15 protein-coding genes are annotated in these 23,604 nt (G+C 56.5%); 2 read left to right on the plus strand and 13 right to left on the minus strand.

Going from position 1 to position 23,604, the window contains the following annotated elements; translation table 11 throughout:
• Positions 1-254 precede the first annotated feature (254 nt).
• The 4 genes from AC6T8Q_RS09910 to AC6T8Q_RS09925 all read right to left on the minus strand — a co-directional run bounded on the left by AC6T8Q_RS09910 (position 255) and on the right by AC6T8Q_RS09925 (position 11,623).
• The gene (locus AC6T8Q_RS09910; protein WP_500678922.1) at positions 255-2,144 is read right to left on the minus strand and encodes a polymorphic toxin-type HINT domain-containing protein; all 1,890 of its coding nucleotides are present in this window, start codon (positions 2,142-2,144) and stop codon (positions 255-257) included.
• Between the two features lie 179 nt (positions 2,145-2,323).
• Positions 2,324-3,001 carry a hypothetical protein gene (locus tag AC6T8Q_RS09915; RefSeq protein WP_500678923.1) on the minus strand — a complete coding sequence of 226 codons (678 nt, stop codon included), beginning with the start codon at positions 2,999-3,001 and terminating at the stop codon, positions 2,324-2,326.
• A gap of 433 nt (positions 3,002-3,434) precedes the next feature.
• Positions 3,435-10,184, minus strand: coding sequence for a beta strand repeat-containing protein (locus tag AC6T8Q_RS09920; protein WP_500678924.1), 6,750 nt, complete (start codon positions 10,182-10,184; stop codon positions 3,435-3,437).
• Positions 10,185-10,378: 194 nt separating this feature from the next.
• On the minus strand, positions 10,379-11,623 hold the full coding sequence (locus tag AC6T8Q_RS09925; RefSeq protein ID WP_500678925.1) for an Lpg1974 family pore-forming outer membrane protein: 1,245 nt from the start codon (positions 11,621-11,623) through the stop codon (positions 10,379-10,381).
• Between the two features lie 259 nt (positions 11,624-11,882).
• Between AC6T8Q_RS09925 and AC6T8Q_RS09930 the strand changes: the two genes are divergently transcribed.
• Complete coding sequence (locus tag AC6T8Q_RS09930) at positions 11,883-13,124, plus strand: OmpP1/FadL family transporter (protein ID WP_500678926.1); 1,242 nt, start codon at positions 11,883-11,885, stop codon at positions 13,122-13,124.
• A 3-nt stretch (positions 13,125-13,127) separates the two neighbouring features.
• Here the strand turns inward: AC6T8Q_RS09930 and AC6T8Q_RS09935 are convergent, their stop codons facing one another.
• The 4 genes from AC6T8Q_RS09935 to AC6T8Q_RS09950 form a co-directional block, all read right to left on the minus strand.
• Entirely contained in the window at positions 13,128-13,958 is an 831-nt protein-coding gene (locus AC6T8Q_RS09935) for an alpha/beta fold hydrolase (protein ID WP_500678927.1), read from the minus strand.
• A gap of 3 nt (positions 13,959-13,961) precedes the next feature.
• Positions 13,962-15,005: a DUF1254 domain-containing protein gene (locus AC6T8Q_RS09940; protein WP_500678928.1), complete on the minus strand. Its 1,044-nt coding sequence runs from the start codon at positions 15,003-15,005 to the stop codon at positions 13,962-13,964.
• An 88-nt stretch (positions 15,006-15,093) separates the two neighbouring features.
• On the minus strand, positions 15,094-16,620 hold the full coding sequence (locus AC6T8Q_RS09945) for a hypothetical protein (RefSeq protein ID WP_500678929.1): 1,527 nt from the start codon (positions 16,618-16,620) through the stop codon (positions 15,094-15,096).
• 160 nt (positions 16,621-16,780) lie between these two features.
• Positions 16,781-18,436 (minus strand): arylsulfatase, encoded by a 1,656-nt coding sequence (locus AC6T8Q_RS09950; protein ID WP_500678930.1) that lies wholly within the window; start codon positions 18,434-18,436, stop codon positions 16,781-16,783.
• A gap of 138 nt (positions 18,437-18,574) precedes the next feature.
• Between AC6T8Q_RS09950 and AC6T8Q_RS09955 the strand changes: the two genes are divergently transcribed.
• Complete coding sequence (locus AC6T8Q_RS09955) at positions 18,575-18,877, plus strand: hypothetical protein (RefSeq protein WP_500678931.1); 303 nt, start codon at positions 18,575-18,577, stop codon at positions 18,875-18,877.
• Positions 18,878-18,880: 3 nt separating this feature from the next.
• Here the strand turns inward: AC6T8Q_RS09955 and AC6T8Q_RS09960 are convergent, their stop codons facing one another.
• The 5 genes from AC6T8Q_RS09960 to AC6T8Q_RS09980 form a co-directional block, all read right to left on the minus strand.
• Positions 18,881-19,078, minus strand: coding sequence for a hypothetical protein (locus AC6T8Q_RS09960; protein ID WP_500678932.1), 198 nt, complete (start codon positions 19,076-19,078; stop codon positions 18,881-18,883).
• A 72-nt stretch (positions 19,079-19,150) separates the two neighbouring features.
• The gene (locus tag AC6T8Q_RS09965) at positions 19,151-20,767 is read right to left on the minus strand and encodes a protocadherin (protein WP_500678933.1); all 1,617 of its coding nucleotides are present in this window, start codon (positions 20,765-20,767) and stop codon (positions 19,151-19,153) included.
• Positions 20,768-20,813: 46 nt separating this feature from the next.
• Positions 20,814-21,728 (minus strand): YybH family protein, encoded by a 915-nt coding sequence (locus AC6T8Q_RS09970; RefSeq protein WP_500678934.1) that lies wholly within the window; start codon positions 21,726-21,728, stop codon positions 20,814-20,816.
• A gap of 56 nt (positions 21,729-21,784) precedes the next feature.
• Positions 21,785-22,522: a 2'-5' RNA ligase family protein gene (locus AC6T8Q_RS09975; RefSeq protein ID WP_500678935.1), complete on the minus strand. Its 738-nt coding sequence runs from the start codon at positions 22,520-22,522 to the stop codon at positions 21,785-21,787.
• Positions 22,523-22,572: 50 nt separating this feature from the next.
• On the minus strand, positions 22,573-23,586 hold the full coding sequence (locus AC6T8Q_RS09980; RefSeq protein WP_500678936.1) for an HAD family hydrolase: 1,014 nt from the start codon (positions 23,584-23,586) through the stop codon (positions 22,573-22,575).
• Positions 23,587-23,604: the final 18 nt, after the last annotated feature.

The raw sequence follows: 23,604 nt of genomic DNA on the forward strand, positions 1-23,604 counted from the left end.
TGTGTTCAATTCTTCCAACTTGTCCAACTCTTCCAACTTGGCAGGGATTATTTGTGATTTCAAATTCATGAAAAAAATGAAACCACGAATAAAACGAATCACACGAATACGCGGCCGATTGCCAGATACGCGTCCGCCTTCGGTGGATTCCGGCGTACAAAGCCACAGTACTATAGGCCATCGTCCACGTTCATCTTTTACCACAAGCGCGCGGCCAAATCGCCTGGCCAAAATGGAAATGCAAGAATAAAAAATTAATTCTTGAGCGCCAGCTGGGGCGCGAAATCGGCGCGAGGGGAAACGCCAGGGAGCACGTTGTTTGTTGGTTGGGGACAGCCGATGTCATGGACCAACACGCGAGATGCACCAACAAAATAGGTATGAAACTCGCCAACTTCCAAATTGTAAGCCACGGCTTCTTCGCCTTCTTTGGTAGATTGAAGTTTCAAGGAACCACCAATGGCAACCAATTGCTGACTGGTTTTCAGAAATTTAGCCATCTCCCAACCGTGGCCGCTGATCCAGAAGCGATGTCCACGAGTGGCAACGATTGTCTCTTCACCAATCACAAGGTTGACCGTCGGACTCGGCGGACCTACCGTCGTATCAATGACCGGACGATAACTGAGCTCTCCCGTGTGAGGGTCCTGGCTCAAGACGAGCGTGCCGACTTTGATCTTTTCGATCGCTACAGGACCTTCACGAGTCCAAACCGGGGTGCCAGCAATAAAACAGGAATGGGTTTCCCCAAAAGCCAAATCCGCGAATTCGCGAGTCCGATCAAACTGATCGATCGTTTCGTAAGTTGGCAGAATATCGGAAGTGTTAAGTTCGTTATGCAGATTCCATTCCCTCCACCAATCGATCGCCTCGGCTCCTTCGTCCTTACCGCGGACAACTTGCAAAACAGATTGCACCCGAGCATTTCCTTCCTCGCGCGCGGCATTAATGGCTGCGACTCGTTCCTTGGCGTCAGCAATTTGCGCAGCGGCATTTCCCTCGTCACGAATTTGATCGGACCAGATTGGCCCAAATCGTGGTGCATTTGTGACCACGCCGGGCACACGGGAAAGGCGGGGACTGTCTTGCCTGCTGCCCATAGCGTATTGGGTCAAGAACGTTGTGGCACGGGTATGCTTGAAATTGGCGAGCGGCCCCGCTTCGTAGTAATCTTCCAGCACGGTAATCGAACCGTTGGGAAGACGATTCACCGAAACTCCCAGTTCGATCGGCGCCGCCAAATTGGCCATCAGTTGCGGCACAAAGTCTGTTTGCCTCCGGTACTTCAGCGCGTGAGCAGCGCTGGCTCGAATTTCTGCATCCGAACCATAGAGTGATGACTCCACCAGACATAAAGTCGCATTGTGTTCGGGTATGCTTGAAAGGGCCGTGATGGCGGCCAGCTGCAATTGCCGTAAGAATTGCGTACCTTTGTCCTTACCAAACTTACTAAGGATTCGCCGCTCATTCTTGGCATCGGTCAGCACGATGTCCATGAGCGCATTAACAGCACCGGGGTCATCGATCTGGGCAATGCTTTTGATGGCAATCGCGCGTTCCTTGCCATCGGTCCGCTCGGCATCGCGGATGGCCAATTTGAGCAGTTTGGCGTATTCGTTGTAATTCTTGTCTGCTGCCTCGTCATCCGCTTTGTATTTTTCAATCTCCTCGGCGGTCAGGTATTCACCTCGATAAGGCCGAACTTCCAAGGCTCCTAACGCTTCGCTGTTCTTGTTGTCGTGCCGCAAGACGTTGAACCAATGCCAGCGGGCTTCCAACTGCAAACCTTGTGTTTGACACCAACGGGCCAGTTCCGCATGGGCGGTGAGTGTGTCGACGCCTGCCGCAACCCGCTCGCGGTACTCGAGCCAACTGGGGTCATGAGCCACGCCCTCTTCAACTTTTTGAAGCGACGACCAGCGGCCATTGTGGAGGACTTGCCCACTTTGCCAACGGGCAAGATTGTTCTCGGGATCTTGGGCGAGCACGTCCGCCAAGAGAGAATCACGGAGCTGGTCGTTGCCAGCAATGTCTGCGGCGAGTGCTTGTTGAAAAACTGTGTGGACCGGCTGCTGCTTCACTTCCGCGGAAGCGAACGCCGACAACGAAACCACGCAGAGCGCAGCGTAAAGAGCCTTTTTCATGTTCCTGCTCCGTTTCCTCCCCAAAATTGATAGAAACGAACCAGCCACTAATATACCGGTTCTCCAGCAAAAGGCAAAATGCTTTTTTGGCCGGTATTGAGTTGGAGAATACAACTCTTTCAGCATTGGATTCGGGCTGGGCAACGCAATTATGACCAGCGACCGATTTAAGCCCTTTTTTAGACGACAAACTCGGAGCTAGGTTGATTGTGCTCGCTCTCGGGGTCGGTAATGACGGGCTGAATGACGGGTGGGGCGTCTGCAATCGAATCGTTGGGAACGTCCGGCGAGGTGTGTTGCTTCTCGGAAAGATCAATCACCGGATTGCTAGGGCTCTCCACTGTCGGTGGTTCGCTTATGAAATCCACAGGCAGAGAGTCGGAGGCTTCGTTAGGTGCGTCAACCGTGCTCTCGCTGGGAATGACCGAAGAATTTGGACCTTGCATCGGCTGTTGCACTGCAAGCGGTTCAGGCTCAGGCCCTGGCTCGACGGGCTGGATGACTCGTGGAGGTTCTTCGGTTGGATTTTCGCCGAGCGAAGCAAACACAGCATTGAGCGCGACTAAGTCCTGGGGGATTCTCGATTCAAATGTTTCGAGCTTCAACGGTTGTTGGACGCTCCATTCCTGCCGAGTCGATTCTTCCACTTGCCAAGCATCGAAGACTTGCTGCATTAAAAAGTCAATGTCGTGTGAATCTGTTGTCGCTGGGGATTGATAATAGTATGCCAGTCCGCGACGTTCAGTCTCTTGGAATGCATAATTCTCGCTGCTTTCAAACTCGCTTGCCGAGGAGAGCATTGTCAGCAGGGGCAACAAGGCGCTGGGAGCATTGCGATGCTCAAGTCGCTCAGGCATCAACAGACGCCGCGGCGCGCAGTACGAGCCGCGGGACCGAATCGCCCCGCCTGAGAGCTCAGCTAGCCATTGCTGCGATTGCATCATAGTCACTCAAAATTGATGGAGGCCTGTTGCGCTGTTGGCAACTTATCGTTGCCAAGCCGCGCTTCGGCAGACTACCAACATCTAAGATGTCACTGCTTCCCCAATTCTTATGTTCGACTAAGCTTGCCAGTCGCCACGACTCGCTGGCAGTTTAGACACGACTCTAGCGGTCGTGACGCATGTTTGGGCTGGCGATTAGCAATCACAAGGCACAGGAACAGCGTAACCGTTACTGGTCCTAGTTCGGGTGTTTTTAGAGTTTGAGCCCCCATCCGTCCAGGGCAACCCCGGCTGCTGGGCAGGTGCAGTGCTACTAGCGAAGAACAATTGCCGGAATCACCGTCTTTCAGAACTGCCAGGCAATTTGTAGCTCGGCCATAGATTCGTCTTCGGCATCGTCATGCGTCTCGGCGAAGGGTCGCGCGAGCGTCGTGGCGACTTCCTCGGCCTGGGGAACGTAAGCGGCAAAGGCGTCGTCTTGGATCGCAAGATCGAAGGTGGTCGTCGCCACGAAATCATCGGCAACGATCGAAGTCGCCAGTTCTGCTTCACGAACATACGAGAAAGCGAAGACGGGGACGGATTGCAGTGCCGCAGTGGATGGCACAGATTCGGCAGCCGATGAAGCGACGACTTCAATTTCCACAGAAGCAAGCGAAGATGTAACCGATGGCGGAGCGACTGCTGGAACCGACTGAACGCCGACTTGCTTGGACGGCAGGATTGCCGCGGTCGCAGTGACCACCACACTTTGTGGTGAAGTCGTGATAACAACCTCGGACGGCTCGGTCACAGCGGGAACGGATGGCGTTGAACTTGTGCCGGTTCTTCCCCAACGATTGACGAGTCGTGAAAAGCGAGGTGTTGGCGTTTCGACTTCCACCGTCGCAGGTGTGCTGACCTCAACGACAACGGGATCGATGATTGTTTCTGGTTTGCTGGCCTCGGGAGTAAATTCTGAAACGACGGCTTCGGAAATTTCGCTCACTGGCGGTTCAGGTTCAATCGTTTCAATCACAACTGGCGTGACTTCAACGACGACTTCGACTGGTGTTTCGATAACAGAGGGGGCGACTTCTTCGACGATTGCTGGCGTGAGGGGTTCGGAAATCTGTGGCGTCGAAACCGGCTCGGTGGCAACCATCTCAGGAGTGGCCTCGGCAACGGGCGGTGAGACTGGTTCATCAACAACTTCGACCACAGGTGGCACAACCGGCGTTGCTTCCGACAAAGCATTTTGACGTTGCGTCAGCCGATTGAATCGGGACGGCGGCGCGGTGAGGGGTTGTTGTGCGGAAGGAGTCACAACCTCGGCCACGGGAACGACCACCGATGCTTCGATCACGGGCTCGATGATTTCGGCGACAACAGTTGTCTGAGCGCGGCGAGCCAAAAGTTTCGTGAAGCGTTCGGTAGGCGGAGTCGCGGGAACGGCGAGCGTTGTTTCCACGACGGTTGCTGGAACCTTCGTAGGGATGTTCACAACGATCGGCGTTGAATCGCTGGGAGTGCTCTCCTCGGCTTTGTTCGCACTGGTGGTTGGGGCCGAAGTCGTTTTCAAAGGGATGACAAAGGTTGTTGCAACAGCAACACTAACTGGAGTCGGTGTCGTTGTCGGCGTGGGCGCTGCCGCGGCACTGACGACCACCGGCGGATCGAAATTCCCAACCAACGGTAAGGAATAGCTATTGCCGAATTGGGCGAACAGGTCGTTGCCGAAGGGGGATGTATTGAACGAGACAAAGCCGTTGCCCGCGGTGAAGCGGTCGGCGATCGTCCCTTCGACGGCGATTGTGTTAGGGTCGTCCGCCGACATGAGGAAATACCATTGTCCCTGTTGACCCGGCGCGAGAATCGCGCCGTCGGGGAGATACAAGCCGAGGTCGTCGATGCCGTCGCCGTTCATGTCGCCCGCGACGGGCCGCTCGCGGACCCCGGCAAAGCCGTTGGGATTCTCGGGAGTGCCAACACGTGCGGTCAGCAATGTCGTTGACCAGGTGTTGGCCGCGGTGGCCAGCGCGATTGAGAAGCGGTTCGCTCCATTGGCAGGACTGTAAGTTGCTAGATCGTCGAGCCCATCGCCGTTGAAATCGCCGACGACCGGATAGCCGATCATGTTGGGGATCGTCACCGCGGAATCGGCATTGAGCAGATAATCGTGATCGGTATCGAAATACCACGTCGTGCCCGTGAAGACGCCGACTTCATCACCATTGGCGGCGTTGCCATCGAAGTTGCCCGCGACTGGAATGCCGTTAATACCAAGAGGATCAATTTGCACGATATCGGGAATGCCATCATTATCGACGTCGATCTGCCAACGCCATTGACTGCCCGAACGGCCGTAGACGGCCAACTTATCGAAGCCATCGGTCGTGGCTGAACCCTCGGGCGAAAAGTTGCCCGCGAGAATGCCATCGGTCGAGTTTCCCAGCAAGAATGCCAAATCGCGATTCGTGGGATCGGTCGTGTTGGGATCAAATACGAAGTTGCCATTGCCATCGATGAAAACTTGCCCACCGGCGTAGATGCCGAACTCGGGCATGGAATCGATTGTGAACCGCGCGACAAAGTTTCCGCCGGGGACGCCGTCGCCGCTGGGGAACGTTGGGTTCACGGGCTGCGACGCATTCGATTCGCCGTCGAGACGATTCCCTTCGGTATCGCGAAGCTGGTCGGAGACCGTCAACGTATAGCGATCATCCGCGAGCGGGCGAGCAAACGTCAAGACAACGCTAGCCGTCGCGGGTTGGCCCACGACAATTGGATCGGGAATCACTTGCACGGAAGTAATCGGCACAATGCCGGTCGCATCGCCCACCAGCGAATACAACGCGGGGTTCGCGGCAAAGGCAAAGTCGAGCGCGGGGGCGTCTCCCACATTCGAGCGTGGTGGCACATCGCGGAAGCTGATCGTCAGCGTACGGGCGGTGACCGTGGGACCAATCGGCGAGAACACATTGGTGCTGTTGGTGTTGTCGCTCACCGAAACGCCGGTCACTTGCGGGCCATTAAGTTGGTTCTCGGCTTCGGTGGCACCGATGTCGATCCGCGACACCGCGTTGCCGTCGCCATCACGCACGCGCGTAAATGGCAAGCCGCGTTGATCGAACTCGGGGACGCCGTCGATTCCGGCAAAGTCAGTGGGATCGCCCAGATCAATCGCGGGGCTGCCGGGGCGTGCCAAGTGGGTCCGCGTCGGTCCGCCATTCTCGGCCAAGTCGAACAGCATGGGGTCAGCCACCAAGGTTTGATCGCCCGGTTCGGTGAACTCCACCAAGGCGCTACCCGAGCCAATCAAGTTGTAACCTTGCGAGACAAACGTGTTCGGTACGGTGGTGTCGACATCGCTGCTGACGTTGCCGGCGATGATGGTCGAATGAACTTCGGTGCTGGCGTCGACATCGCCAGAGGAAAAGACACCGCTGCCGCCACCCACGGCGGCAGCGTTGTTCGTGATTGTGCTAAACAGGATTTGCGTGAGGCCTTCAAAATTGAAGACACCACCGCCGACATTGACCGCAGAGTTGCCGGAGATCGTAGAATTGATAATCACCACTGGCACATCGAGCGCCGTGTCGCTGACGATTCCACCGCCACTATCCGTGGCGGAATTGTCGGCCAAAGTCGAATTCACGAAGGTCGTGGGGCCCGTGACATAAAGCCCGCCACCTTGAGCGGCCGTGTTGCCTGCAATCTCCGTGTTGCGTACGGTGAGCGTTTCGGAGCTGAAGATCGCGCCACCGTTGCCGGTAAAATTAGCGCCGGTAAGCGTCAAGCCATTGATTGTGACTGTAAGGTCGGCAGCGAGATTTTCGATGTTCAAGAGGCGTGAATCACCATTACCGGCCCCATCAATTGTGATGCCATTGGCCAGCCCGCTGGCGTCGATGGTCAGATCGTCCGTGATCGCGAGTTCGCCCAACGTGAGCGGGATCGTTTGGCCATCAAGGGCCGCGGCAAACACTATCGTGTCGGTTCCTGAGTTGCCGTTGGCAAAATTGATCGCCTCGCGGAGCGAAAAATCGCCGACTGCAAAATTGCCGTCATCTTCATCTTCTAAGTTGTCGACGACTAACGTCCCGGCGAGCAGCGCTTCGATGCTGTTGAAGGCAATGGTCTTACGGCTGGCGGTGAACGTGATCGTGCCGTTGGTGGGAGGAACCGAAGGGACAATCGCGTCGGCTATGCCGGAGAGTTGCAGGATCAGGCGATCACCGGGGGCGTTTGAGGGGGCGCCACCGTTGATCTGCATAGGGGTATCGACGCTGGGGGCAACAATGAATGTGTCTTCATCGTCACCGCCGTTGACTGTAAGCTGAGTCGCGGTGATTGTTCCCAGGATGCTAATCATCGCTCCCACGTCGGGGGCATCGGCATCGGTGACGTCGGCATTCGCCACGACGTTGCCGGCATTGGTGATCGTGGCCCCCGCCGCGAAGATAAAATTATCGCCCGCGTTGAACGTTAAATTATTACCGTTGGCGTCAATTGTGACGCCGCTTGCAATCGTGAGATCATCACCCGCCGCCGCGGAATCGGTCGAGGTGAACGTGCTGTCGCCGCCGACCGTGACGTTGCCATTGATCGTAAGCGGGCTCGAAGCCGTGATCGTGGCACTGCCGCCGGCAGTGAGTTGATTGAGCGTCAACGCACCCGTGTTGACGATATTCACCGCACCGCTTGTCACGTTGGTCACGATAAGTTGTGGGGTCGTGGTTTCAATCGCGGCGGTGCTTGTGCCGATACCCGTGGAGGCTAATAAGCTCAATGTAGCGGTTTCAATCTTGCTGATGGTGTTGGCTGTGGAATCGGTGATCGCGCCACCACCGGCATCGAGCGTCACGGAAGTCGGTGCTGTGATCGTCGCGCCTAGCGTAATATTCTCACTGAGAATGGCAACGGAGTTTGCCGTCGTGATGTTGCCATTCACGGCCACAGCGTCGGTGCCTGTGCCGGTTTGCATGGTGAAATTCTGATTGAGATGCGCATTGGCTGCCGATGTCACGGTGATCGTGTCGTTGCCGTCGGTGCCGACCGTGGTGTCGATCACAAGATTGGTGTTATTCCAAAATGCCGCAGCTTCGATGGCGACGCCGCCACTCGTGCCCGACACGCGCAACGCGGGGTTGGTTCCGCCGGAAGCGAAATCGACTCCTTCTTGAATCGTGAGGACATCATCAGCGCTGGGCAAATTCAACGTGGCGTTGGCCATGCCGCTGATGTCGACTGGGGCCAGACTCGCGAAGGTGATCGCCTGGCCATCGACGGTGACAATGCCGTTGCCCGGCGTGGTGGCATCAGGCGTATACACGGCGTCTTCCGCGCCCGTTCCTACCACGGCGAGCGCATCGCTTCCGGCACCGCCGTCGAAACTGACGGCAAGCCCCGCGGCAGTGACCGCCGACAGCACTGTGAGCGTGTCGTTGCCGGCGAGCCCATTGACGATGACCCCATTTCCGGCAATGGCGGCAATCGGAATACGAACTTCGTTCGTGCCGTTGCCGGAAGAACCGGCGACGTCGGTCGTGAGCAATTGGCTCGAATCACGCACGACGAGATTCGCGCCGTCGATTGCAAGTTCGAAGTCGTTATTCGTACCACCAACGACTTGATCTGCAATCACCAAATTCAGCGAGCTGTCCAGCGTGATGTTTTTCGGTGTCGCTGTCCCCACGGGGGCTTCAAACGCACCCATGTCGATACGGGCCGAGCCGCTGCCATCGCCATCCAAAACCCGCGCGAAGCCGGAACCGCGTTGATCGAAGCTGGGTATTGAGCCCACACCAGCGACGGCCGTGGGGTCTCCCGTGTCGATGGCGGGACTGCCAGAGAGCAAGGCGTGAGTGAACGTCGCTCCGCCGTTATTGGCCAGTGGACCCAGCACGGCGCTCATGTCGAGCAGATTGCCCGTGCCTGAGACGTTGGTGATCCCGGTCCCCGCGGTGCTGCCGACGAGACTGTAACTGATCGTGGTTGTGCCGACGGCTTTGAGATCCGCATTACCACCTGTCGCTGTGTTGCCCGCAATAATCGTGTGCGACAAAACAACATTCGTTGAGGCATAGAAACCGCCTCCCACGCCGTTCTGCGACTGGTTGTTGGCAATCGTGCTGTGAAAAGCGTTAATGCCCTCTTGTGTAAAAACGCCAGCACCATGGGCACCTGTCCCGGTCGTGCTGTTTCCGCTAATGGTCGAACTGTTGAGGATAACACTTGGGGCTGAGATGCCTCCACCCACGGAATTGGTACCTTGAGTTTGGTTTCCACTTACGGTCGAGTTAAAGACGGAGGCATTGAGTGCGTAAATTCCACCCCCTAAGGAATTCTGGCCAGCCGTGCTATTCCCGGATACGGTCGAGTTGTTCAAAGTCAGATTGATCGCCGAGATTCCCCCTCCACCACTTGTGGTACCTGCTGTGGTGTTATTGCTGATCGTGGAATTGGCGATCGACAAAACGCCGACCGACTGTATACCTCCACCATCGGCATTGTTACCAAGCGTCGAGTTTCCGGTGATCGTTACGTCCGAAATTGTCAGTGTTCCCTCAGACGCCGAACGGATTGCCCCGCCACTGAAAGTGGTTTCTACCCCCGAGTTGCTGCCAACCGTTCGTCCACCTGTGAGGGTGAGTCCGCTAATATTGAAATCGCCCAAGGTCGCGGTGATGTTGAAAATTCGCGACAACTGATTGGCATCGACGATGATGTTGGTCGCGAGCGCCGAGGCATCGATTGTCAGCGCTTCGGTGATCGCCAACTCGGTGCCGGTCGTGAGTTCGATCGTTTGACCAGTCAGCCCAGGAATGAAGCCAATATTGTCGGCGCCCGGCGTGGCGTTCGCCGCGAGGATCGCTTCGCGGAGCGAAATTCCATCGCCTCCCGCATTGCCAATCAAAGCGGTGATCGACGACGTATCGCCATTCACGACATCGAGGGCGTTACCTACGGTCACAGCTGCTAGCACCCGCCGATCTTCGAGTAGTTCGGCAGCGAGGCGGCGCGGGCCCTGTACAGCACGACCCTGTGCGACACGGCCTTGGCGGCGAACTCCTTTGGTCAGGCGGCTAGCGATGAGAGATTTCCAGCGCAGCATCTCACGGTCCCACATCAAGGAAGCAAATCAAGTAGCAAGCGGGGCCGGCCAATGGCGCGAAAATTCGGCAGCAAAAGCCGGCTACCGAACCGCCATCCTAGAGGGGTCGTTTGCTGGTGGCAAGCAGTTGGCGCGGAGGAAATCCGCGAGAAAGAGCGAAGAATTCCGCTTTTCGAGTGCCAGCACGCGGCGAATTAGAATTCAAAGGTCGCGCGAGCCGTGAGACCATCGAACGTGATCGTGTCACTTTGGCTGGAATAATCGCTGGTCTGCACCGCCTGAATGAAGTCCTGGGTGGTGACCGCGTTGAACCAGGTGCTGACGATGTAACCAACTTGGTATTTCATACGACGACGAGGACCGACCCAGCCGACGCCGACTTCGACGTCGAAGACCGGGACGACGCGGCCAGCGGACCAGTCGCTAAAAACTTGCGTGCCGGCAAATGTGTTCGCCTGCGTATAGGTCGCGTCGAACTCACCCACCATCAGGTTCGCGATGCCACGACCGTAGGCAAACAAACCGGTGCTGGTGGAATGCTGTTCCCCTTCGAGTCCCAGGCGAATACCACCGCCGTTGAAATCGACATTGGTGTTCACCGAGGTTGTGCCCAGTGCCACGAAATTCGCACCAAAGTCTTGTTCCATCGTGGCCCACCGTCCGCCGATGAGATAATTCACGACGCTCGCGCATTTGCCTTCGCACGATTCGCAGCCCATTACCAAACCACGAAAGTCGGCATCGACCAAATTGTAGTCAATCGACGCGGTGGCGTTAGCATCGGTAGCATCAGTGGCGGCATTGGCTCCAAGGGGATGAGTCACCAAAGATCGCAACACGCCCACGGCGGGATCGATGCTCACCGCGCTATCGGTACTGCTACGAAAATACGTGTATTGAGCAGCGATGCTCGCTTCTTCGTTAAAAGCAAACGCTCCGCCAACGCGAAAATTGGGTTTGTATTCAAAGTCAACAATGGCTGTGGGACCGATGGGGATTTCGTTGCCCAACACGGGCGCGACGGGGCCATCGATGGGCAACGCATAAGCCACTTCCGCGTTGCGAGCCCGCATGTACAGGAGTTCGCCGAACATACCGCTGCGATGCAGATACTGCGGCGGCACCGGTTCATTGTAAAGCCAGTCTGCGAATTGGCCCGAAGCGGTCGTCGAAGCGGGTTGTGCCACCATCGGCTGCGCGACCATCGGTTGACCCATCATGGGTTGGGCCATCATCGGATTGGTGGGGACCGTGTAAGTAGGATTCGAATACGCGGAGTAAGGACCGTCCAAATGCACGGCACCATCCGGCGCGACTTGCAGAACTTGCTGACTGCCGTAAGACATGTTTTGAGGCGCGGTGAATTGAGCGAGCGCGCTACTTGTTATGACACAAGCCAAAAGTTGCGCAAGCCAAAAGATATTAAGCAATCGTGCCATAGGTCGCCCTGCGGAAAGGGTGCGATAAGTCGCGTCATTCAAAGCGGGTATGAGGCGGGGTTTATAGGAAGCGGGGGTACTTAGTGTCAATACGCCGTTCCCAAGGCTGCCAGCACTGCCAGCATGAATCGGTGATAACCTGTAGCAGCTAGCGAAAGTGATAGTCCAGCGCCGCAAATCGGCCAGCCGAATATGAACGAAAGGCAGCCAGTGGAGTGCAAACCGCAAACCATGAGGGCTGCCAGGGGAGGGAAAAGGGATGACAAGCCATTTGATGGGTCGGTCGGCGTTTGCGCTCGTGTTGGTGGCGGGAATGCTAAGTCTCGCCAATATACAAGCTCACGCTCAATCTTATGGCGTTGAGCTGCAAAACACGCTGATGCCAGCGTCGGGTGGCATGGCTGGCACCAGCATTGCGATGCCACAAGATTTTCTCTCAGCCATCAACGCCAATCCGGGCGCGCTCGCTGATTTCACAGGCACGCATTTCACCTTCGGTGGTGCCTGGGCCGGACCAACATACAACATCGATCAACTCGATCCTCTGCCGCTCATTGGCGTCGATCCCTATCGCGCGAAATCAGGTACCCCCGGCTCAGCCGTGGGCAATATTGGCGTCGCACAAGAGCTGTCTCTTAGTGGCTTGCCCGCGGTGTTTGGGCTCGCCTTGATTTCCAATGCCGGCGCGGGAGTCGATTTCCGCGACGTTCCCGAATCCAACGGCACGTCGGCCGAGTATGTGGCGCTCGATATGGACGCAGCCTTAGCCATGCCGATCACAGACCAACTTTCCGCAGGGGCGACGTTTACGTTCGGGACATCTTATATTGATGGCCCCTTCACAGACACGGGGGGCATGGTCCCCGCTTATGGGGTTCGCGGCACGCTCGGCGCACAATATAAACTTTACGATCTGACCAATGTCGGTATCTACTGGCAATCGAAAAAGCACTTCAATTTCGACGACGCAGTTGTTTACAACGGCGTGGCCTACAATCTGAAGTTCGATCATCCCGAGAACGTCGGCATCGGTTTCGCCGACAAGAGTCTCATGGATGGACGGTTGCTGTTGGCGATGGACGTGGTCTACAAACAGTACGGCGATGCTGACTTCTTGAAGGCGCTCTACAAGGACCAATGGGTCTATCAATTCGGCAGCCAGTACGAGGTTAACAGTAAGTTCAAACTCCGCTGCGGATATTCCTATAACACCAATCCGATGCGCGATGCAGCTCTCACTTCAATTGGTGGCATACCCGTGCCAGATGGCGTTCCAGGCTTGCGTTATATTCAAGGCCAGTTCGCCGCGATCAGCCAGCACTTCCTCACCGGCGGCGTGGGCGTGTCCGACGTTTTGCCGGGGATCGACTTCGACATATTCGCCGGCGGCATGTTCGAAAATTCCGACCAATTCGCCAGCACGATCGCGTCGGTCGAAAGCTATTGGGTCGGCTCGTATCTGACGTGGAATTTCGGCGGCGCGAAGCCGGTGGGACGGTAGGACTTACTGCTTTGTTAACGTGGCCGTCTGCTCCAGGAATCCAAGCAAGACCTCGTTAAACTTTTGCGGCGATTCAACCTGCGGCACGTGGCCACTGTTGGGGATGATGGCGAGTTTCGCCCCTGGGATTTCTTTGGCAAACCGCTCGCCCAGCGACAAAGGCAGCAATTTGTCTTGCTCTCCCCAGATGACCAGGGTGGGCATGGTCAATCCACTCAGCTTGCCATCGTTGGCGTCCTCATTGCGCTGGGCGGATTCCAGAAATCGAGCGATTGTGGTGCCGTCGCCGTTTGCAACCCGCGCGGCAAGAATCAGTTCCGCGAGCGCCGGATCGTTCGTAAATTTTTTGCCAGCGAAAACAAGGCTCAACAACTCGCGGCTTTCTTCGAGCGTTGTGGGATTCAACACGGCGGGGAGATGCTGATCGGCGTAGCCCGCGCTATCAACGAGAACCAAACGTTCGACGCGCTGAGGCTCGTTGAGTGCGACCAGTATCGACGCCCAACCACCCAACGAGTTCCCCACGAGCGTGGCTCGTTCAATCCGCAAATCGTCGAGAAATTTGCTGAGAAAATCAGCGAACGTGCCGGCGCGGTAATTGAACAGCGGTTTATCGGACCGGCCGTGGCCAATCAAATCCGGCGCGATCACACGATACTTGCCTGCCAGTGCTTCAATCGTGGCATTCCAAGTCCGTGCATCGTCGGCCAACCCATGGACCAGCACGATGGTCGGGCCATCGCCACGTTCAACGTAATGAATTCGCGCGCCGTGGACCGTGACAAACGTGCCCGTGTCGTAAATGGTGTTGTTGGGGACGTAGGTCGGATTCACAATTTATTTCACCGGCTGAGCCTCTGGAAATTTCCACGACCCGTCGAGAATGGCCGCTTGGGGACGATACATCCGCACGGTGTAATTCCACCCCGGCATGATCGGCAGGCAATTCGGAGTCTTGCCGTCACAACCGCCGAATTGAATCGTGTAGGAACCGTTGGCATCGGGCTTAGCCGTGATGCTGTTGAGCGAATAGGCGTTTTCGGGATTCTTGACGAAGTAGCCCTCTTTGTTGTAAACGCTGATCGACCAAAAGCCGTCGACGGGCACGTCTTTCACCGTCAAACGATAGATCGTCTTACCGTCGTTCTCCGCCGGTTCGACGCCTGAGTACATGGCACCCGCAGCGGGATTGCCACCCCAGCCCGCGGCTGTGCCGATCAAATGCTGGATCGGATCGACTTGATCCTTGCGGCCAAACATCCGCGCCGAATCCAAACCGCCGTTCGCTGCGGCCAGGGCCAGAAGCGCTTGGCGAATCTTGTCGCGCGACTCGGCATCCCAATTGGGAATCTCAAACTTTCCTTTCCCTTGCTGCTCGACCTTGATAGCATCCTGCAATTCATGCACGGCCTTCAGATCTTCTGGACTGTTGGGATCGACAAATGTCCGCACCGCCAAGGCGATGTACGGCGTGCCGGCTTGCTCCTTGGTGATAGTAAACTTGCCCGGCGCGTAGAACACATCCGTGGCGTATTGATCTTCGTTGATCACTTGCAGCGACATGAACCGCTTGCCGACTTCCGGAAGCGTAACCGTCACCGGCCCGGCGTTGAGATCGAACACACCGAACGAATAGAGCGTGTCGCGATTGAGTCGCACGACCGTTTGATTGTCGATGGAAGCCAACTCCCGTTCGTGCTGGAACTTGCCGAAGCCACCTTGCTCGACAAAGCGAGCAAAGTACATATCCGATTCCGCGCGGTCAAAATTATCAACCGTCACGCGGAGCGGATCTTTATCGGCCGTTTGTGCGGCAGCGATTTGAGGAACAGCAAGTGTCAAGGCTACGGCCACAGATGCAGAGAGTTTTGCTAGGGGCATATTGATCTCCAGTACTGCATAGATTTTTATCGCTATGGTTGTGTAAGTTCGTTATGTCTTGTTGCTGTACACCTACTTGCCATAAGAACTATTCAGGCAAAGCAGCGGCGGGTTCACCTTGCGCACCCGATGCGGGTTGAGATAGCCGCACCAAGAGCCAACGTTGGGTAGTGCCATTTTTATGAATCAATGCCGGGAGTTCATTTTGCGTCAGGTTGACGAGACCGGCTTCCATCACGCAGAACTGATTGTCGCCCACAGTCCAGGCAGCTCGCTGTGTTTGAGGATCGACCGCACCTTGAATCGGTTGCGTGTTGTCGGTCACTTCATCGGTGTAGTTGCCGCGCAGAATGCCATCTTTGTTGACGGCCAGTTGTAGAATCAAAGTGGGATGCTGCTGTTCATTGCGGACCATTGCGAACACGCCCAGCGGCATCCACTGATCTGAGTCGGTGACATTGGCCGTGGCACCGAGCGCTGCCAAGTCAGAGGCCTCTTGAGCAAACTCTTCGGCCGTGCCGACGCTTTGACCGGCAACCACCACGTTGTTGTCGACGCAAGTGACGTTGTTGCCATAGTTGTAGGAAACGGTCGAGGCGTTGTTGTATCCATTCGCAGCAGCAATGGCCGCCCACGCTGTCGGAGTCCACGCGGTACCAGCGGCCCAACCTGTGGCAGTCCAAGCAGTCGGATGAGCGCCGTACCAACCCTGGCCGTACACGTTGGGATGATTGAAGTTGCCCCTCACGGCGGCATAATTGGGCGAGCCCGCACCCGCGAGTGAAGCTGCGGCGACTCCTTGGGCTCCGGAAAATTGCGGTGAGTTCCGATTCTCGACGGCCGCACCCGCCGCAGCGCCTTGAGCACCCGAGTATTGGGGTGAGTTGCGATTGTCGATCGCCGCACCCGCTGCCGCACCTTGAGCGCCGGAGTACTGTGGTGAATTACGGTTATCGATCGCTGCACCTGCGGCTGCACCTTGAGCGCCTGAGTATTGCGGTGAGTTCCGATTATCCACAGCTGCGCCGGCTGCGGCCCCCTGAGCACCGGAATACTGGGGGTCGTTGCGATTGGCGATTCCGGCTCCCGCGGCCGCGCCCTGCTTGCCGGCATACTCCGAGGAATTGCGATTCGCAATACCGGCACCAGCGGCAGCGCCCTGGGCGCCGGAATGTTCCGCCGCGTTGCGATTACTGTAAGCGGCACCCGCTGCGGCACTTTTGTCGCCTGAATCTTGAGTTCCTCGGAAGTTGCCGCCAGCGCGGCCAGCTGCAAAACCTTGCCCGCCTTGAGCATTGTGCAAGCCGCCCAACTGATTGGCTCCGTGAGTTCCGCCAGAGTTAAAGTCGGACCAAGAGCCCCCGAGCCCCCCTCCTTGTTGCGCTGCTTGACCTCTGCCGCTCGGAGCTTGTGACCGTTGAGACATTCCCCCGGCACTGCCTCGACCTCCCTGAGCATGCCCTGCTCCACCACCACCGCCGCCAGCGGATCGGCCACTCGAGCGCCCACCGCCACCCCCGCCTCCACCACCACCCTTGCGTGGCGCGGCTTCAATGAGGGAAACCGTTAGACAACATGTCATCACAATCACTGCACCGACGAGTTGCCGAAACATTTTTCAAGCCTTCCGCTAATGAGAACTCAAACGACTCATACCAAGTCAAAGCAAAATGCAATGTTTGGTGGTGAGTGCTGGCTCTCTGTGTGTTGCATCAATTTCGTAAGAGATCAGCGGGCGGCCCCGGAGGACCGCCCGCTGCGATATTCACGCCGGTCTAGTTTCCCGGGCCTTTGCTGGCTTTCTCCGCTTGGGCCATACGCTTCGCCATTTCTTCTTTCACAGCATCCAGGTTAAAGCTTGCTCCGCGCTGCATGGGCGGATATTCCACAAACGTTTGCAGCTCCTTGCCCATCACCTGCTGGACGAAGACAAACCGCCAGAATTGGAACTTGAACCAATCGAAGTATTGCTGGGCACCTTCCTTGGTTCCATTATTGGGCCAACCCATACGCTCGAATGGATCGAGGCGGAGATTGGTGATGTAGGGAACGTCGGGATGCGTCTTCTCCCCCAGCCAGCCCTGGGGCTGATCGATGAAGCGAAACTTGTAATCGTCGATCCGCACCGCGCCAATCGTGCTTTCGCCAAGATAGAAGATCTCGTGACGATTCGACGGGCCCTTGCCCGTGATCAGGTCCAACTGGTTATAGCCGTCGAGATGGTTCTTGTAGGAACGATCACCGATCTCCACCCCCTTGAGCAGGTCTTTGGTGATGGTGGTGTTACCCGCCGCAGCCAGGAACGTGGGAAACCAATCGAGGCCCGACATGAGGCCATTTTGCACCGTGTCGGCCGGCACCTTACCTGGCCAACGCACGATGCAAGGCACTCGAAAGCCACCTTCCATGACCGTTCCTTTGCACTGAGCAAAAGGCGTTGTTCCTCCGTCAGGCCAGGTAAAAAGCTCGGTTCCGTTGTCGGTCGTGAAAACAACAATCGTGTTTTCATCCTCACCGATCTCTTTGAGTTTCTGCATCACCAGACCGATATCGTCATCGAGTTGGGCCATGCCGGCCTCTTGTTCCGACCAACCATTCTCCGAGTTTCGCAACGCCTCGTATTTTGGAGAGAGATGCGTGACGATGTGCATGCGCGTGGGATTGAGCCACACAAAGAACGGCTTACCATCTTTTTTGGCCTTATCGATAAAATTGATGGCAAGGTCGCGAATTTCATCGTCGACCGTTTCCATACGCTTGGGATAGAGCGTGCCAGCATCTTCGATCTTCTGCTTGCCGACTTTGCCCCACCGCGGCATCACCGTCGGGTCATCGACATCCGTGGCCCAACTATGCACCATGTTGCGGGGTCCAACCTTGTCGAGCAACTCTTGGGGATAGTTGGGATGAGCGGGGTCTTCCATCGCGTCCAAGTGGTAGAGATAGCCAAAGAACTCGTCGAAGCCGTGGACAGTTGGCAAAAACTCATTCAAATCACCGAGATGATTCTTGCCGAATTGACCGGTCGCGTAACCCTGGGCTTTGAGCGCGGTGGCAATCGTACAGGCCTGCGCTGGTAAACCCACCGTGGCTCCCGCTTGACCCACCGTCGTCATGCCCGTGCGAATGGGCAGTTGGCCAGTGATGAAATTAGCGCGGCCCGCCGTGCAACTCGCCTCGGCGTAGTAATCGGTAAAGAGCATTCCTTCTTTGGCGAGTTTATCGAGATTGGGCGTGCGACCCGCCATCATGCCACGATGGTACGCGCCGATATTCCACATTCCAATATCGTCTCCCATGATGAAAACGATGTTCGGTTTTTTACCGCCGGCTTCTTGTGCTTCTGCCGCTTGAATGCCGTAGAAGGCCAGGGCTACCAAGCCCAAGACGAGTTTGACTGCCGGCGCGAATGGAATGTTCTGCACACTCATAGGAGTAATCCTCTTATGGACAAGGGGGTATCTTTCTACGGATTGATCTGAATTCATTCCGTAAAGTTTTTCACTTATTTGAGTCGCACCACTCGCTACCGAAGAACTCGTTGGTAATCAGTACGAGCATCCCTCTTCGTGGCAATTGACGGAATTCCATCAAGGCCACGCGCCGTGCGTTGGTCGCGAATCAATCAGCATCCTACTGGCGGCCAAGCGTTTTGTATGCAGACAGCCAAAATCTTTTCTGATTTTTGTGATTACAAACAAGCAATCAATTTGCACGACTGTATGGAAAAATGGAATCCACGAGGTAAACCCCCATTCCCTGAGCGCGCAACATCAAGACAGTCACCGGAGCTGGTGCTGAAACAAAAACGGAAACACCACGGATATTCGAACGATTTTTCTGCGAGCGTTGATAACGCGATGTCCGCTTGAGGATCACATCGCCGCGGCGGGCGTTTCAGTACCGGTTTCATCGGCGCCAGGGCCGATCGATTCATCCATCGACAACACGTAGGCCAACATCGCTACGAGCATCAAACCGACAACGGTCCAAGTCCGCCAATCTTTGTGCCAAGCCGACTTCGGGTGATGTGTGTGTTGATGTTCGTGATGCTTATGCTGTTCTTTTGACATCTTGGTTAATTATGTTTCTTCGGAGTGTTATGGGTACTAGTCAGGCCGCTCAGCGATCCGCTAGAGATACGATCAGTTTGATGGGCTTGCAGGAGTCGCAGTCCCCTTCGAGGCATCATCCTGGTTGAGCCGCACGAGCGTCCATTGCTGGGTCTTGTCGGCGCTTTCGTGGACGAGCACGGTCGCTTCGTCTTTGGTTAAATTGTAAAGACCGGTGTCGAAAATCACCGCCGGACGATCTTGAACAAACCAAGTGACCCGCTGTGTTTGCTTATCAACAGCGCCCTGCACTTGCTGAACATTGTTGTCCGAAGAGTTAAAGTAATTTCCGCGAACGATGCCATCCTTGTTGACGGCGAGCTGGAACGTCATGTCGCTCGACTTTTGAGTGGGCTGAATCGCTTCAAACACACCAAGCGGCAACCACTGGGCATCCGCCGGATTCGCGGCAACCGCATCGCTGGTGTCGTCGCTATTCTGATTGGGAATGTCGGCATCGGCGCCGGTTTGGGCCAACTGTTGGGCCGAGTCATAATATTGGGCCGCGGTACCGACGGGCTGACCCGCGAGATAGACATTGTCGTCATCGTAATAGATGTTGTCGCCGTAGTCGTAGCTCATCGCTGGCCAGGCCACGCCGAACCACGAATTAATCCCGCCCCAGGTGGCTCCATACCAATAGCCCGCAGCGAACCCGCGATTCCACCAAGCATTCGGATGATCATGCCACCAATTATTCCCAAACGCGTTGTAGTGATTGAAGTTCGCGCGAGCGTAATTCCCTTGCACCCGCATATCGGCCGCCGAAGCGTGCCAGGTTCCTTCGCCTCGGGCGCCGGAATAGAAACCACCTGCCGCAGCCTGACCGTGGGCATACACACCGCCATCGGGACCCTTAACAACTGTGCCGCTGGCCTCACGACCTCCACCCGCCACTCCGCCGTTTGGTCCGACAGCTCCACCAGCTTCTCCCGCCTGACCATGAGCAACGGTCGTGCCATCTGGCCCATGCCAGACGTTGCCCGAGGCACCACCCATGTCGCCCGCGCGACCGCCAGCCGCAAACGGATTGGAGATACTATGCGCCCCCGCGGCGCTCATGCCGGAATCCGAAGGCAATCCGAGGAAGGAATTCAATCGACCTGCCGAAGGAGCAGCGCCTGCAAAGCCACCAGCACCAGGGAACCCACCGGCACCGCGCCCGGCAAAGCCATTCGTAATCGATTCGGGACTAAAGCCACCACCGGCAAAGCCACGAGCATCGCCCCCGGCTCCGGGAAACCCACCGGCCCCCATGCCTGGGGCTCGGCCCGCGCCGCCAGCGCCGGGAAATCCGCCCGCACCTGGGAACCCACCGGCCCCAGGAAATCCGCCGCCGCCCATACCAGGGACGTGCCCCGAAAACCCACCAGGCATTCCGCCGCCGAAACCGCCCATTCCGCCGGGCATCCCGCCGCTAAATCCGCTGAAGCCACCGGCAGGCATGCCACCGTGAAAGCCACCCATGCCGCCACCTCCCATTCCGCCAGGCATGCCGCCCATGCCACCGCCGCCATGGAAGCCACCCATACCTCCCATGCCGCCGCCTCCACCACCGTGAAAACCTCCACCGCCGCCGCGTGCCTGAACAGTGTTATGCGGAATCAATAAGAGCGAGCTCACGAGAGCCGTGAAGAATATGCGTTTCATCGTTTGACCCTTAAAAGGATTAATTGTTTTATGGTATCGCTGCGTGTTACTTCGCGGCGGGGATGTTGATGTTCGGTCGCTCGAACACGATCTTTTCCGTGTTGGGAAGGGGCTCGTTACCTAACGAGCGGCCAACCGATTGCCACGAGAACACATTCTTATCGCTCGAGCGATGCATGACGTTGGTCGCCATCGTGATAAGCCCCTCGGCAGTGACGCCTTGGGTTTGGCAAGCCAGCGCATCGCCGCTTTTGACCCAAATGCCATAAGCATGGCCGCCATCGGTATTGAAGAACCATGCCACGATTCGTCCCGTGAGCGGATCACGGCCGATGATTTGTATCCCACCGTGTTGCGGCTTGGCGTCCTTCTCGTTGGGATGAATCGTTGTTGTCGCTTGGAGGAATTGCCTGTTGGCCACCCATTCAAACTTGAGATCGACCGTCGCGTTTTCGCCTTTGCTCGACCAATCACCGACCATCCAATCGAGGCGCTGCAGTTCGTCGGCGGGGGGAGGCAGCAGGCTGTCCGACTCGCGCACGTCGGCCATCAGCCATTTGTTGTCGACTTTGACGTGCAAAACCGAATAGCTGCTCGCGCTTTGATGGTTCCCCTTGGGATCGCTCAGCGATGCCGTGCCGTCTTCCACGATCAAGGTCGGAGCCAGTTTGCGCACCGAATTGATTTTGATTTCCATCGTTGCGCCAGGATTGGCTTTGAACAGTTCCTCATACTGCTTTTGAATTGCAGCACGGCCTTTGAGTGTTTGCCCGCCCAGGCTGTATTCGCCATCAGGCGTCCACAGATTGGCAATCGCCCCCGCATTCCCGGCGTCGAAGGCAGTCACGAACGCCTTGGCTGTTTGTTCGATGTACTTCTGTTCGGGGAGGGATTGCGTGGCTTGGGCGTGCAGGCTGCTTGCCATGCCACACAGTAAAACGAGTGATGCGAAACGGGTCATAAGTTTGTTCCTGTGTTTGAAAATAATTTTCAAGCGATTCCTTCGAGCGGGGTTTGCTACTTCTGCAAGTCCCAGCTTTTAAGTTCCGTGCGAGCCGTGCCGTAGTTGCCGAGATGATAAACGGCCACGCCGACCGGCGAAAATGTGAACGATTCAAAAGGCTCTTTGAGCAGGTTGTCGAGCAACTCCAACCCTGCCACTCCGATCGTGACATGGGGATTGAAGTTCTTGCCGGAGTACTTGGGCACATAGTCGGCCACATAGTTGATCACCATTGGCACGATACCAGGGTCGTCAGTGGTCGTCACATACGCCGCAGCAGTTCCCGTCTTCACCGTGAACGGTGCCACCGCCTCGATCAGCTTCTGTTGGAGCCGCAGGAGCTCGTCGGTCGGTTCAACGACAATGCCAGCGAGTCCCGTCTCGGGCATCGGCAAATAGTAATACTTGTAGGCCTTCAACTTCCAAGTGGTAGGCTGCTCCTCGGCCAGGACTTTGCCGACGGCTGCGTAAACTTTGTCGAGATCAGCCGTTTTCACGTAACGCTGCAAACACGTGACATGCGGCCGGTGGGTTGCGTCGAGGGAATATCCCGCAAGGTAGCTCCGACGCAATCGCGCGTTCGCGGCCTGTGCCTTCTCAATCATCACAGCATCGGGCTTAAGCAAGATGTCGATTGCGGTAACCGAGCCTTGCTCGGCGGGCGCTTCTTTTTCCTGGGCATGGCTAGGAGCCCCTGCAATCGAGAGCGCGCAGACAATTACCAACAAAACTAATAAATCTCGTTGATGCATAATTGTCTGATCTTCCTAGTCGTTGCTCGGCGGTGGGTCGCGTTATGAGGTTATTCTTGGAATGGAAAAATCTTCTTCCAGTCATTCTTCATATCGATCACAATCCAACCGCGTTCCTGAGCTTGTTCGAGGCCTCGCTCGAGTTGGCCCACTTTCGAGGGATGGTCATAAGCGTATTCCCTCACCGCGTCGGTGTGATGAACAAGTAGCCCCAGCCGCGGCTTGGTCGCGCCGCTGGTGGTGTATTCGAGCATTTCATAATCGCCGTCCGAGTTGCCAAACGCGATAATCGGCTGTTGACCGATAAAACGCTGAATCCCCACGGGCTTGCCAGGACCGTCGTCGACGAAGTCCACGGCGGGCAACTTCAAGAGTATAGGTTTGCCGTCGCGCATCTCAAATTTAAGCTTGCCGCAACTGCCGATAACTTGCTGGGGAGGGATCCCGTAAGCTTCTTCGGCCCAGACGCGCATAAATTCGGCACCACCCCCCGAAACGATAAACGTCTTAAAACCGTTGGCTCGCAGGTAATCAAGGACCTCGATCATCGGCTGATAGACGCACTTGTTGTAGGGCTGGTGAAAGCGGGGATGGTGAGCCGTTTTCAACCACGTACGAACACGTTCATTAAATTCATCAGTCGTTATGTTGGCATGCGTGGCGGCGACCAGTTCTAGCAAGGCTTTTTCCCCACCAGAAAAGGCAAGTTTCAAGTCCCCAGCCAGAATCGACTTGAACGGCTCCTTCTCTTGCCATTCAGGATGCTGCGCGGCATCGAGCTTCACCTGATCGATGGCAAACGCGAATTGAGAATAGAACGGCTGTTCGCACCACAGCGTGCCGTCGTTGTCGAATACAGCGATGCGATCTTTCGGCGGAACATAGTAACCGTCGTCATCACTTTCATAGGTAACGCGGTCGACAAAGTCGATAAGTGCAGTCTTCGCCGCGGAGTCGTTCCACGAGGGGAGCGGATCCTGGGCGTAGGTCACACAGCACCCGAAACATACCGCGACAAGACAAATCGCCAGCGGTATCCGCCGTAGGCATCTCCATTTGCTCATCGAAACGACCCTTTGCCA

This window comes from Bythopirellula sp. (assembly GCF_041737835.1).
Lineage (GTDB): Bacteria > Planctomycetota > Planctomycetia > Pirellulales > Lacipirellulaceae > Bythopirellula.

Coding starts and splice junctions, on each gene's coding strand:
- AC6T8Q_RS09910 (WP_500678922.1), bottom strand. CDS start 2,144: ATGAAAAAGGCTCTTTACGCTGCGCTCTGCGTGGTTTCGTTGTCGGCG.
- AC6T8Q_RS09915 (WP_500678923.1), bottom strand. CDS start 3,001: ATGCCTGAGCGACTTGAGCATCGCAATGCTCCCAGCGCCTTGTTGCCC.
- AC6T8Q_RS09920 (WP_500678924.1), bottom strand. CDS start 10,184: ATGCTGCGCTGGAAATCTCTCATCGCTAGCCGCCTGACCAAAGGAGTT.
- AC6T8Q_RS09925 (WP_500678925.1), bottom strand. CDS start 11,623: ATGGCACGATTGCTTAATATCTTTTGGCTTGCGCAACTTTTGGCTTGT.
- AC6T8Q_RS09930 (WP_500678926.1), top strand. CDS start 11,883: ATGACAAGCCATTTGATGGGTCGGTCGGCGTTTGCGCTCGTGTTGGTG.
- AC6T8Q_RS09940 (WP_500678928.1), bottom strand. CDS start 15,005: ATGCCCCTAGCAAAACTCTCTGCATCTGTGGCCGTAGCCTTGACACTT.
- AC6T8Q_RS09945 (WP_500678929.1), bottom strand. CDS start 16,620: ATGTTTCGGCAACTCGTCGGTGCAGTGATTGTGATGACATGTTGTCTA.
- AC6T8Q_RS09950 (WP_500678930.1), bottom strand. CDS start 18,436: ATGAGTGTGCAGAACATTCCATTCGCGCCGGCAGTCAAACTCGTCTTG.
- AC6T8Q_RS09960 (WP_500678932.1), bottom strand. CDS start 19,078: ATGTCAAAAGAACAGCATAAGCATCACGAACATCAACACACACATCAC.
- AC6T8Q_RS09965 (WP_500678933.1), bottom strand. CDS start 20,767: ATGAAACGCATATTCTTCACGGCTCTCGTGAGCTCGCTCTTATTGATT.
- AC6T8Q_RS09970 (WP_500678934.1), bottom strand. CDS start 21,728: ATGACCCGTTTCGCATCACTCGTTTTACTGTGTGGCATGGCAAGCAGC.
- AC6T8Q_RS09975 (WP_500678935.1), bottom strand. CDS start 22,522: ATGCATCAACGAGATTTATTAGTTTTGTTGGTAATTGTCTGCGCGCTC.
- AC6T8Q_RS09980 (WP_500678936.1), bottom strand. CDS start 23,586: ATGAGCAAATGGAGATGCCTACGGCGGATACCGCTGGCGATTTGTCTT.